The organism is Flavobacterium selenitireducens (assembly GCF_014748335.1).
GTDB lineage: Bacteria > Bacteroidota > Bacteroidia > Flavobacteriales > Flavobacteriaceae > Flavobacterium > Flavobacterium selenitireducens.
The window spans coordinates 14,209-27,031 of the sequence record NZ_JAAVIY010000004.1 but is presented as its reverse complement, the minus strand read 5'-3'; the positions used below and the strand labels follow the sequence as shown (position 1 = coordinate 27,031).

11 protein-coding genes are annotated in these 12,823 nt (G+C 47.9%); 2 read left to right on the top strand and 9 right to left on the bottom strand.

What is annotated here, in order from left to right; genetic code table 11:
• Positions 1–206: 206 nt before the first annotated feature.
• Positions 207–2,579, top strand: coding sequence for a TonB-dependent receptor domain-containing protein (locus HC229_RS07920; protein ID WP_191019944.1), 2,373 nt, complete (start codon positions 207–209; stop codon positions 2,577–2,579).
• A 136-nt stretch (positions 2,580–2,715) separates the two neighbouring features.
• On the opposite strand, the gene HC229_RS07915 is transcribed toward HC229_RS07920, so the two are convergent.
• The 3 genes from HC229_RS07915 to HC229_RS07905 all read right to left on the bottom strand — a co-directional run bounded on the left by HC229_RS07915 (position 2,716) and on the right by HC229_RS07905 (position 4,562).
• Complete coding sequence (locus tag HC229_RS07915) at positions 2,716–2,988, bottom strand: hypothetical protein (RefSeq protein ID WP_191019943.1); 273 nt, start codon at positions 2,986–2,988, stop codon at positions 2,716–2,718.
• Between the two features lie 65 nt (positions 2,989–3,053).
• Entirely contained in the window at positions 3,054–3,554 is a 501-nt protein-coding gene (locus tag HC229_RS07910; protein WP_191019942.1) for a L,D-transpeptidase family protein, read from the bottom strand.
• A complete protein-coding gene (locus HC229_RS07905) occupies positions 3,555–4,562 on the bottom strand; it encodes a 3-oxoacyl-ACP synthase III family protein (protein ID WP_191019941.1) in 1,008 nt (335 codons plus the stop codon).
• Positions 4,563–4,752: 190 nt separating this feature from the next.
• Between HC229_RS07905 and HC229_RS07900 the strand changes: the two genes are divergently transcribed.
• Positions 4,753–7,182 carry a S9 family peptidase gene (locus tag HC229_RS07900; RefSeq protein WP_191019940.1) on the top strand — a complete coding sequence of 810 codons (2,430 nt, stop codon included), beginning with the start codon at positions 4,753–4,755 and terminating at the stop codon, positions 7,180–7,182.
• Between the two features lie 49 nt (positions 7,183–7,231).
• On the opposite strand, the gene HC229_RS07895 is transcribed toward HC229_RS07900, so the two are convergent.
• The 6 genes from HC229_RS07895 to HC229_RS07870 all read right to left on the bottom strand — a co-directional run bounded on the left by HC229_RS07895 (position 7,232) and on the right by HC229_RS07870 (position 12,658).
• Complete coding sequence (locus HC229_RS07895; protein WP_191019939.1) at positions 7,232–8,173, bottom strand: ABC transporter ATP-binding protein; 942 nt, start codon at positions 8,171–8,173, stop codon at positions 7,232–7,234.
• Between the two features lie 429 nt (positions 8,174–8,602).
• On the bottom strand, positions 8,603–9,922 hold the full coding sequence (locus HC229_RS07890) for an ABC1 kinase family protein (RefSeq protein WP_191019938.1): 1,320 nt from the start codon (positions 9,920–9,922) through the stop codon (positions 8,603–8,605).
• Positions 9,923–10,011: 89 nt separating this feature from the next.
• Positions 10,012–10,674 (bottom strand): TetR family transcriptional regulator C-terminal domain-containing protein, encoded by a 663-nt coding sequence (locus HC229_RS07885; protein ID WP_191019937.1) that lies wholly within the window; start codon positions 10,672–10,674, stop codon positions 10,012–10,014.
• 106 nt (positions 10,675–10,780) lie between these two features.
• Positions 10,781–11,335 (bottom strand): DNA-3-methyladenine glycosylase I, encoded by a 555-nt coding sequence (locus HC229_RS07880; protein ID WP_191019936.1) that lies wholly within the window; start codon positions 11,333–11,335, stop codon positions 10,781–10,783.
• Between the two features lie 138 nt (positions 11,336–11,473).
• The gene (locus HC229_RS07875) at positions 11,474–12,163 is read right to left on the bottom strand and encodes an OmpA family protein (RefSeq protein ID WP_191019935.1); all 690 of its coding nucleotides are present in this window, start codon (positions 12,161–12,163) and stop codon (positions 11,474–11,476) included.
• An 18-nt stretch (positions 12,164–12,181) separates the two neighbouring features.
• Positions 12,182–12,658 carry a lipocalin family protein gene (locus tag HC229_RS07870; protein WP_191019934.1) on the bottom strand — a complete coding sequence of 159 codons (477 nt, stop codon included), beginning with the start codon at positions 12,656–12,658 and terminating at the stop codon, positions 12,182–12,184.
• Positions 12,659–12,823: the final 165 nt, after the last annotated feature.

The window sequence follows — 12,823 nt, the reverse complement described above, 5'->3', positions numbered from 1 at the left end:
TTGCTTTGCCCTGTAACAACGCGCGGCCTCGTCAGTCTTATCGGCGGCTAAGGCTAAAAAACAAAACAAATGTTAAACTTTGTAAAAAAAGGTACTATGTAATACAAACTATTTCGATTACTGTTTACATTTGCATCATCAATCAATCAATCATCCGGAGGCGAATCCGAATTATCGAAAAGCCACCGTACAAATCAAAACGAATCATGAAAATCAAACTGTTACTGGTCTGCTTTTTAGCAACCCTGTTTTCCGCGCACGCCCAAAATTCGGCCGGAATTACCGGAAAAGTAGTCGACAAGGCTACGGGCGCGCCTCTTTCTTATGTGTCAGTAAGCGTGAAATTCGACGGGAAAGTCGCTACCGGAGCCATTACCGACGATTCCGGAAACTTCGACATTCCGAAGCTCGAGCCCAAAACCTACCAACTTGAAGTGCAGTTCATGGGCTACAAAACCCACTCTCAGGAAGTATCGCCACCGGCCGGACAGAAGGTCGCACTGGGCACGATCTCACTTTCTGAAGATGCCGTACAGCTCAAGGAGGTCAACATTGTGGCCGAACGCTCGACGATCGAACAAAAAATCGACCGCAAAGTCATCAACGTAGGCAAAGACCTTACGACGGCCGGAGCGACGGCGTCTGAAATCATGAACAACATTCCGTCGGTAAATGTCGATCAGGACGGTAAAATATCGCTCAGGGGAAATGAAAACGTGAGAATTCTCGTAGACGGACGCCCAACGAATACAGATGCCGCAACGCTTCTCAAGCAAATTCCGTCTACATCGATCAAGAAGATCGAACTCATCACGAACCCATCGGCCAAATACAATCCGGAAGGAATGTCCGGTATCATCAACATCGTGCTGCACAAGAACGCGAACGACGGATTCAACGCCAGCCTCAATTCCGGCGTGACCGTAGCCCGGACGCCAAAGATCAACAATTCGATGAACTGGAATTACCGCACCGGGAAAGTGAATTTCTTCGGAACTTATGGGAACCACTTCGGGAATTATGCCAATACGGGCGACATCAGGAGGCTCGACAACGGCACGCGCCAACAACTCGAGGTAAAGAACCGCAACGGATCGAACCTGGCGAAATTCGGGATCGACTATTACCTCAACGATAAGAACACGATCTCGGTTTACACCAACCAGAACTTTTACAACGGCGGAACGTCCATCGTTACCGACATCAGTTCGTTCAACGCGCTCGAAGCCCAGGTTCAGCAAGCCGATTACCGGGACAAAAACCACGAAGGCGCGTATAACATCGCCTACAAAAAGCTGTTTGACAAAGAAGGCCGTACGCTTGACATCGAATTGAACCACAACGCGGCCAAAGGCGATCAGGATGCCGATTACTACACAGAATATGATGCTGAAGAAATTCCCGATTTCCAATTCAAGGATGCGACGCTCAACCACCGACAGCTTACGACCGTCAACGTGGATTTCGTGAATCCTATAGGCGAAAAATCGACGCTCGAACTCGGTGCCGAAGCTCGTTTCAACCGTTCTCAGAACGATTACAAATCAAATTTCCTCAGCAGTGCCTATTATTATTACAACTTCGATATTTACTCGGCTTACGCGACGTTCGGCCAGCGTTTGGGAAAATTCAGCTATCAATTGGGAGCGCGTTTCGAGAGCTATAAGGTCGAGGCGATCCTGAACCGCGAAAAGGCGTATGAGGACGATTATATCACGTTGTATCCGTCCGCATCGGCTACGTATTCCCCTAACGAAAAAGACATGTTCCAGTTGAGTTACAGCCGACGTGTCGACCGCCCGGGACTCGACCAGACAAGCCCTATCAGGGAATTTGCCACGCCGCTTGTGACAGGAATCGGAAATCCTGAGCTCGATCCTCAATTTACGAATTCAGTGGAACTCAATTACACGAGAAAACTAGAGAAAGGTTCGCTTTCGACGGGCGTCTTCGTGCGCAATATTCAGGATGAGATCAACCGTATTTTGTATCCGGATCCCGAAAATCCGAATAAGCAAATCATGACGTACGACAATTTCGACAACAACACCGCTTTTGGTTTCGAGATTTCGGCCAATTACAAAATAACCAGTTGGTGGGACGTCCAACCGGCGGTAGATTTTTCGAGTATCAACCAACAGGGTTTGGTTTCGCGTCGGATTGGTGAAACGGACGAATTCGAACTTTATACAAGAAAAGTTACGTTTGCCGCGCTCAACGCCCGGATGAACAGCAATTTTAAGGCGACCAAACAATTGAGCTTCCTGCTTTTCGGGTTTTACCGAAGCGGAACCGAAGGCATCCAGATGAATCCGCGTTCGATGTGGAAAGCCGATATGGGCGCCCGCTATTCCATGCTCGACAACAAACTGACGGTAAGCGTGCGCTGGAACGACATGTTCCATACCCAACGCTTCCGGTTCACGAGTGACAACCCGTATCCGCAAACGGGGCAGTTCGCCTGGGAAAGCCAATCGGTTTACGTAGGAATGAACTACGCATTCGGAGCCGGAAAAAATCGGGCCATGGAGAGAAAACAGAGAGAAGACAATACTAAACAGGGCGGCGGCATGTTCTGATCGAGGTCGAACCTAAATCCGGAAATAGGTTACAGAAAAATTATTTTGGTCAATAAAATCCCGGGCGTAACAGTCCGGGATTTTTTTATGATGGACGTGTGCCTATGCCGGATGTGTCAGTTATCGTCGTTGCGTTTTACTTCCCAACTTTCGGGCAGACAACTCCCGAAATGACTTTTTCGGACGACAAGCTCCAGGTAATAACGATAACGCTACTTTTCTGGTGAAATATTCTGCAATGGTTTTCCGGAAAAAAAATGCCGTAAACAACCGTTCCGAAAAGGATCGGATACACCGTGCAGTACAATTCCACCCTTGAATCGCCTCCGATAAAATGAGGTGAAAAAAAAATGTGGTATAAAAGATAGCAGACGGCCACAAGCCCAAATCCGCATTTGCCTGCGTTCATTGCGCTCGCGCGAGGTTTTGCCTTTATTGCGTTGTGTTTTGCGTGACATCCGGAAGTTCGTTTGATTACGGCTCGATGCGAATTTCGGCCCCGTCCATCACCGCGGTGAAGAGTTCGTCGATTTCGCGATTCGTCACCGCGATACAGCCGGCAGTCCAATCCCTGAGCAGGTGTAATTTTGAGCGATAGCCGCGTCCGTTTCGCAACCCGTGGATTTTGATGTCGCCACCGGGCTGTTTTCCCGACCTTTGCGCTGTTTCTAGATCATTGACATTCGGATAGGAAATGCTGAGGTTTTTGTGGAACTTACTGTTCGGATTGCGACCGTCGATCTCGTAACAACCTTCAGGCGTCCTGAAATCTCCTTCAAATTGCTTGTGCCCGACAGGATTTTTTCCCAACGCGATCCGATACGTCTTGCGCAAATTCCCGTTTTCAAAAACCTGCATGATCCGCCTGGATTTCACGACGACAACCAAATCTATTTTGGAATTTTCGGGCAACGGCTTTTCGCTTCGGAAACAGTATCCGATAACATCCAGCGTCCGAAACACTGCCGCGAACATTTACCAGCGAATAACGGCGCTTGCCCAGGTAAACCCTGATCCGAATGCAGCCAAAACGACCAAATCGCCTTCGTTGATCTTGCCGCCTTCCCAAGCCTCCGTGAGCGCGATCGGGACCGAAGCCGCCGTGGTGTTCCCGTATTTCTGGATGTTGTTGAACACTTTGTCGTCGGCAAGCTGGAACTTTTGCTGGATGAATTGGGAGATGCGTAAATTGGCCTGATGCGGGATCAGCATATCGATGTCCGAAACCTGCAGATTATTCTTTTGCAAACCTTCCATGATGACTTCCGAAAAGCGCACGACGGCATTCTTGAACACGAATTGGCCGTTCATGTGCGGAAGGTAGCTGTCGTCTTCAGGGTTGTTGTCGGCGATGATGTCAGTCACCCATCGACCTCCCATTCCCGGCGCTTTCACGGCAAGTTCGAGTGCGTGTTCGCCTTCGGAATGCAAATGCGTGGAAAGGATTCCCTTCGTAAGATCTTCCTCCCGCGACATCACGGCCGCTCCCGCCCCATCTCCGAAAATCACCGATACGGCGCGGCCGCGATCGGTCATGTCGAGACCCAGCGAATGCACTTCGGACCCAATGACGAGCACGTTTTTATACATTCCGGTCTTGATGTATTGATCGGCGATCGAAACCGCGTACACGAAACCGGAACATTGGTTTCTTACATCGAGTGCTCCAACGGTGCGCAACCCAAGCTCTTTTTGTACCAGGACGCCAGGTCCCGGGAAATAATAGTCAGGGCTCAACGTGGCGAAAATAACAAAGTCGATCTCGTCCGGGCCGACTTTGGCGCGTTCCATCGCGATCTTCGCGGCTTTTACGCCCATCGATGTCGTCGTGTCTTGGCCTTTTATGATGTGGCGGCGCTGCTGTATGCCGGTTCGCTCCTGTATCCAGGCATCATTGGTGTCCATTATTTTGGAAAGGTCGTCGTTGGTGACCACGTTTTCAGGAACATAGAACCCGAGGCCGGCTATTTTGGAATTGTACATATTTTGTCGTTTTGGTAAAATCGGATATGCAATTTTGAGCAATCCTCAATTTTAGCGTACAAGATACTAGTTTTGGCGACATCGGGGAAATTTTTGGGGAATCGGTAACATTCGTTCCAATTTGCGTACTTATCGCGACGAAACGACAGTGTCGAAATCCGTAACTTACGCAATCTTAAAACAAACAAATATGAAGAACCTCTGTTTCGCTTTCCTGTTATTTGCCGGCTTCGGGATGATCGCGCAGGAAAACCTGACGTACCAGAAACCGCCTAAGGAAATCCTCGACCTTGCCGATTACGATCGCCCGCCATCCGTACAGATGGATTCCAAGATGCAGTACATGCTGCTTTCGTATCGCCCGACTTATAAAACGCTCGACGACCTCAACCAGGATGAATTGCGGCTTGCGGGACTGCGCATCAATCCGGTGACGAGCATTTCGAGTACGGTGACCTTTATCACGAACCTCAAAGTCCGAAAGGTCAAGGACAAAAACGAAACTCAGGTTTCCGGGCTTCCGGCGAATCCGAAAATCAGCAACGTTTATTGGGCGCCCGATGAGAAGCATATTGCGTTCGCCAACACCACCGCGACCGGCGTGGAACTTTGGATGCTCGAAATCGCATCGGCGAAAGCCACGAAATTGACCGATGCCAACGTGAATGCCGTCCTCGGAAGTCCGTTCAGCTGGTACGGCGACAGCAAGCGATTGCTGGTGAAATTGTTGCCGAAAGACCGCCCGAAACTCATCGATTCCAAAAAAGATTTGCCGACCGGCCCTATCGTTTCCCAAACCGACGGTCAGGTTTCCCAAAACCGCACGTATCAGGATTTGCTCAAGAATCCGATGGACGAAAAGAATTTTGAGACGATCGTGACGTCGGAACTTTACACGGTTGATCTCAACGCTAAGGCGACGCTTTACAAGCCTAAAGACATTTACGCCTACGAAAGTTTTTCGCCTGACGGAAGCCTGCTCATGCTCACGACGATCGAAAAACCGTTCTCTTACATCGTGCCACTAGGGCGTTTCCCGATGAAAACCGTGGTGTACGATTTGTCCGGCAAGGAAATTAAAACAGTCAACGAAATTCCGCTCAACGAGATCATGCCGAAAGGTTTCATGGCCGTGCGCAAAGGCAAGCGCAACATGGGTTGGAGGAACGACAAGCCGGCTTCGCTTTATTACGTCGTGGCTTTGGATGAAGGAAATCCGGCGAATAAGGTGGACTTTCGAGATGAAATCTTTGTTTGGGATGCGCCTTTCAATTCCGATCCTGTCTCGATCATGAAAACGGGACAGCGATTTTCCAACCTGATTTGGGGAGACGAGCACACCGCCGTCGTGACCGAAGATTGGTACGACACGCGAAATACGAAGACATTTGTGATCGATCCGTCCAACCCAGGGAAAGCGGCCGTCAAGATTTCCGACAGGAATTCACAGGACATTTATTCCGATCCCGGAAATTTCGAGACGATCAAAAACCAGTACGCGCGTTACGTGCTGGCGATGGACAACGGAAACGCCTTCCTTTTGGGCGAAGGTTTTACCGAAAAGGGACAGTTTCCGTTCGTGGATGAATTCAACCTCAGGACGCTCAAGAAAAAACGTCTTTACCAATCGGCTTATACCGATAAAAAAGAGGATTTGTACTCTATGGAGGATTTCAGGAACGGCATCGTGCTGACGCAGTTGCAATCCAAAACCGATTATCCAAACTATTTCCTTCGCGATATCAAAAAGAAGAAAATTACCCAGCTCACAACGTTCAAAAATCCGTTTGAAAGTATAGCGGGCGTTCAAAAGGAAGTCATCAAATACAAGCGCAAGGACGGCGTCGATTTGTCGGGGACGCTTTATCTGCCGAAAGGCTACGACACCAAAAAGAAGGAAAAATTGCCGTTGCTGATCTGGGCGTATCCGGAAGAGTTTAAGGACAAGGCAAGCGCCGGGCAAAGCAATAAAAACCCTAACGAATTCACGTTTCCGTATTACGGATCGTTCGTTTACTGGGCTACGCGCGGTTACGCGGTTCTCGACGACGCTTCGTTCCCAATCATTGGAGAAGGAGAAGTCGAACCTAACGATACGTTCATTCAGCAATTAGTCGACGATGCCGCCGCTGCGATCGACGCCGTAGACAAAATGGGCTACATCGACCGAAGGAAAGTTGCCGTCGGCGGGCATTCCTATGGCGCTTTCATGACGGCCAACCTGTTGACGCATTCCAACTTATTTGCTTGTGGCATCGCACGTTCAGGCGCTTACAACCGCACGCTGACGCCTTTCGGGTTCCAGAGCGAGCAGCGCAATTATTGGGAGGTTCCGAACATTTACGACGGCATGTCGCCCTTCATGAACGCCGATAAGATGAAAACGCCTATGCTTTTGGTTCACGGTGAAGCCGACAACAATCCCGGTACGTTCACGTTGCAAACCGAGCGCTATTTCCAGGCGATAAAAGGTCTCGGTGGTCCGGCCCGCATGGTGATCCTGCCAAAGGAATCCCATGGTTACGCGGCTAAGGAAAACATCCTTCATCTGCTTTGGGAACAGGATCGGTTCCTAGAGAAGCATCTCAAAACAAACGATGACAGGACGGTAAAAAATTAAGTCAAATCAGAGTTTCAATCAGGAAAAGGCAGTCTTCGGGCTGCTTTTTTTATTGGGCCAGCGACAAGAACACGCCTTCACCCTTGAGGATAGGGACGCGGTTTTCGAAATATACGGTTCCGCTTTCGCAAGTGGCTTCTATCAGGTAATGGCTTCCGAGGAAATAAGACTGTCGCACGGTCACGCGCAATCCCGAACCGGAAATCTTGAGTTGATGTGCGTAAACGAAAATAGTCTCGTCCGATATTACCGGTTTTAAAAGACGCAACGGGATTTCGCTTACTTCCCCAAACATACGCGCGACGTAAAGCGAGCCGGGATTCGCGTAAATGGCTTTGGGACGATCGTTCTCGAAGATTTCGCCTTCTTTCATCACGATGACTTCATCGGCAAATGAAAGTACGTCGCTTCCGTCGTGGGTCGCAACGATACACGATATGCCTTTCTCGCGAAAATACCGGAACAGGTTGCGCTTGAGCGTCGACGACCGGAATGCGTCGATCTGGCTGAACGGCTCGTCCAGCAGCAAAAGTTCCGGTTCAACGGCTAATGCTTTCGCAAGGGCGACGCGTTGTTGCTGGCCACCGCTCAAAAACTTTGCCTTTACGTGAGCGTATTCGGTCATTTCGACCATTTCCAGAAGCTCGGCTATGCGCTGTTGTTTTTTTTCTTTGTGGATATTCGAAAGGTAATTCCCGACGTTTTCCGCAACGCTCGTAAACGGCATAAGGCCGAAATCCTGGGCGAGATACTTAAAGCGGTCATCACCCGGAATCAGGTTGAATTTTGGGCCGAGGACCGGTTTTTCATTGTAGACGATCTCTCCCGAATGAAGGTCGTAGTGGCCGTAAAGTAATTTCAGGAGTGTGCTTTTCCCACAACCGCTTTCGCCAATCAGCGCCAGTTGCTTCCCGCTCTCCAACTTAAAACTGACATTGCTGATCGTTTTTTTGGAATCGTATGAAAAAGAGATGTTGCGAACTTCAAGCATAGCGCAAAAATAATACTAATACATTTGGGAAATGCATAAAAAAAGCAAGAGCGTAATCTAGTCGAGAACGCTCTTGCCAACCTAACCAATAAATAAACAAACTAATGTTCTTGTGTCTAAAGTAAACTCTCAAGCGAGAGGCATTCCATATTCACATCACAAAGATAGGTGGGGATAATGTAAAGAAAATTCAAACATCTGTTAAATCGAATGCAAAATTTTCATTAACACTTTCGATTTTGAACAAAATAATGACGGTTTTGCCGAATTTCAAACGTTTTCAAAAACACGTCAATTTTCTACTTTTTAATTCTTCTTTCTGAAGCATTGAAAACTTCGGAACGATCAGTATTGTCGCAGCTTCAGCTATTATTTCCTCTGCCTATTTATCTCATGCCTGGTCATTGCAATCCAATGCCGAATCAGTTATTAACGCCCCTCCTCAATATATCGTTTGTATTGAACGGTATTCACCTTCGCCTTCAAGTCGTGCAACAAACTGTACAGTCCAAAAAACGTCCGGTTCACATATAAAAAATGCTTCGATCCTCGATTTCCATTCATTTTGCGAAGCTGGGTGTCTTTCGAAAATTCTTCACCCATGGCAGACAATCGCCCGAAAAAATCCTCATTGGCGAAATCGAACGAATCATATCGGTAAGGCATCGTCGAGACGGAAAGCAATTCGCGGAATAATTTTATCAGATAAGCCTTTTCCTGAGGCTTGTCATCCTTGCGCAAAATTTCGAGTTCGAACAATTTTTCCTCGAAACGCGCCGCATCGTCGAAAACCTCAGGACTGATCAATTCGAAGTAGGGATCATAAAAATCTTCAGGAACTTGTTTGACACATCCAAAGTCGATCGCGATCAGGTTGGAATCCGAATCAACGAGAAAATTCCCGGGATGCGGATCGGCGTGGACCGCTTTCAAGCCGTGCATCTGGAACATATAAAAGTCCCACATCGCCTGGCCGAGCTTGTCAGCTTTCGACTGATCGTTGTTTTTGGCGGCGAATTCCGATATGTGCTCGCCTTGCATCCAATCCATCGTCAGGATTTTATCGGTAGACCATTCCGGATAATATTCGGGAAACCTAAGGTTCGGAATTTGGGAGCACGCGTCGGCAATTTCCTTTCCTTGCTTGAGTTCGTTGACGTAGTCGGTCTCTTCCATGAGTTTGTCCTCGACTTCCTTAAAGTATTTTTCGGAATCCTTGCCCTTGATGTTGAACATCCTAATCGCGACGGGCTTGACAATTGCGAGGTCAGATGAAATGCTGTCCGCCACGCCGGGATACTGTATTTTGACGGCAAGCTCTTTACCGCCTTTCGTCGCCCTGTGAACCTGACCGATGCTCGCCGCGTTGACGGAATCGGGCGTAAACGTGTCGAAAAATGCTTCCGGATATTGCCCGAAATATTTTTTGAACGTCTTTTTTACCAACGGCGCGCTCAAAGGCGGAACCGAAAACTGCGAAAGCGAAAACTTCTCAACGTAAGCCTGGGGCATGATGCTTTTGTCCATGCTCAACATCTGGGCGACTTTAAGGGCGCTGCCTTTGAGGTTTTTGAGCCCGTCGTAAATGTCTTCGGCGTTGTTTTCGTTGAGTTTGTCTTTCGTAAGTTTTGGATTGACCATTTTCTCGCCGTAATAAGCAAGGTAATTTCCGCCAATCTTAAAACCGGTCTTGACAAGTTCAGAGGCGCGCGAAATTTTGGTTGTGGGGATTGTATCTAAGGTTTTCATGATGAGATAATTAGATGATGAGATGATGGAGATAATTAGATAATTCGCTAATTCGCTAATTTGCTAATTCGCTAATTCGCCAGTCCCCATCAGTTTTTCCAAAGGAATTTACCCAGGTCGATCAAATTTTCGAGCGGCTTCGTGTCCAACAGGCTAACTACGGTATTTACCGATTTTTCTATGATAAGATCGGTTTTTTCAAATCCTCTGGAATTGTCGTCAAGCCAATATTTGAGGATGAAAAGGAATTGCACCCACGCCCCTTCCGACAGTACAGGTTCGGTCACATCCCTTACTTTGCGAAATTTTTCAGGATCCTGTTGTTTCAACAGTTGCTCGACAAAATCCCGGAATCTCGTGCGGAAGAGTTTAAGATCTGCAAGATTCCTGAGGCCTTGTCTGTTATCGCGCAACGACCAGGAGACATATGTCCGGTTCAGTGTCAGGATTTCAAAAATCGTGTAGTAAAGTGCAAGCAGGCGATCTTTTTCCGAATAGCTGCGATAATCGGGCGACTGCGCCATTATCGTTTCGGCATTTTCAAAAAACTTAACCCAGATTTCCTGTCGTATCGAGCCAAACGAATTAAAAAACTGGTAAAACTGCGTCTCTTCGATCGCGTTGCGCTTGCAAAACAAGTAGACGTTCGCGGCCTGCCCATTGTGTGTGAGCACGTCGTTCATATACAATTCGATGATCTTGTCCTCGGTCACAAACTCTTTTTGAGGCGGATTTTTCTTAGCGGTTGCCATGTCATTGATCTTTAATATTTCAAAGATAACCGGCTGGGAGTTGGCTGATTTGCAAAAAGTTGTTAATTGTTTTTCAATAATTTTGAAAGAATCGCGCCCTAGGAAATCATGATTGTTTCGCCCACATCGGATCGGCCTTGAGCGCCTTTGCGTATATCGGACAACTTTCAATGTGAGCGCCTTTCAGGTATCCGATGCTCATCAGGAATTCATTGACGATCTCGCCTCCCGTAAACCGAAAAGTCTTCTTGAACAATTTTACCCATTCCTCTTTTGTTTTCGGATGATGGTGCGCGAGCCACTTTTCAAACGATCCGAATTCGTTTTGAAGCGTGAGGATGGTTTTCGCGTTCTCGATTGCCGCGTTGACCTTCAGTTTATTTCGGATGATTCCCGGATCGGACAATAGTCGCAACCTGTCTTCTTCGGTATAGCCCGCCACTTTGGCAATGTTGAATCCGTCGTATGCCTTTCGGAAGGTTTCCTCCTTTTTGAGAATGGTCTCCCAGCTCAATCCTGCCTGGTTGATTTCCATTATCAGACGCCCAAAAAGTTCGTTGTCGTCGTGGATCGGGAAACCATAGTAATTATCGTGGTAGTTTTTGTGCAGCGATTTTCGCGATTCGGGCTCCATGCCATCGATGTAAGAACAGTACGCCATTTTTGTTGAAGCAATTGGTTTTAAGTACGGACTTGGCAGCTTTTGTTTGCCATCCGACAAAAATAGGGATTAAACCTTTGACTTGATCCCACAAAAAAAGCCGCAAGTAGCGGCTCTTCGTTAACTGTTTTTGTCGGATTATTGTCCGCTCTGAGCATCGTTGATCATCTTTTGGTTGGCGACGATCGCAAATTCGACCCTTCTGTTCTGGGCGCGTCCATCTACGGTCTCGTTTGTCGCGATAGGGTCGGCGATACCGAATCCGGTCGTGGTGAAACGGCTTGCGGAAATTCCCTTTCCGGAAAGATAACTTCTCACGGAAGCGGCACGTTGCTCGGATAGTTTCAGGTTGTGATCGACGGTGCCCGTGTTGTCGGTATATCCAAAAATGTGGATGTTGGTATCCGGATATTCTTTAAAAACCGGAATCAGTTTGTCGAGATTAGCCTGGGCGGTCGGCGTCAACGTAGATTTGTCGATGTTGAAGCGCACCGCATTTTCTTTCAGCGTGAGTTTGATTCCCTCCCCTACGCGTTCCACTTCTGCACCGGGAACGGCATTGTCGATTTCGCGGGCTTGTTTGTCCATTCGGTTTCCGATGACGCCTCCGGCAACACCTCCGATGATACCACCGGCAATGGCTCCGAGCGCGCCCCTGCCGCCTTTCCCGACGTTATTCCCGAGAACGCCTCCGATAACCGCACCGCTGGCAGCACCAACGGCTGCACCTCTTTGCGTTTGGTTCGTATTCTGTATGGCCTCGCAGCTTGTGAGCGACACGGAAAAGGTCGTGGCAAGTGCCAGGGCTATGATAGACAACTTTTTCATTTTCTTCGTTTTTATAGGTTAGTTTACTTTTTGGAATTGGTAGACGACATCTGTCATTTTACCGCCGACATCAATTTTGTCGATCAGTTGGAACGATGTCTCGGATTGGTTGGCCACGCCCAATACGTAACCATCGCGAACGCGTTTGGCTTTTTCTCCCGCACTCAACACTTTGAGCACGAATTGACCGTCTTTATTGATGAACCATGTGATGGGTGAAGCGAAAGCCGCACAACCGGCCTTGGTCAGTTCCATATTGCCCTTGTTATTGTTGGAAACGAATTTCCAGTTGCTGTTTACGAAGCACTGGGAGTCGGCAATCCCGAATGAATTTACCGCAATGGCGCTCTGTCCCGGATAGGACACGGAGGTAATCATCCAATTTCCTTTAATGGCCGACTGAGACGTGCGATCGAGTTTGGTAGTCGTGGCAGATGTCGATTTGCAACTAACGGCAAGCAGCGCAAAAAGACCGATCATTAGTAACTGTTTCATTTTGTGGTATATTTAGATTTTTAGGTTATTTATACACATAAAGATACAATCGTAGGTGCGCAAATGTTAAATTTAAAAGCTAGTTTTATCGAAAGATTAACAAAGGCGGACATTTTGTCAGCCAATCTCCAACTGGTATTTTTTTTGAAAAAAGCCGCCTCGAAT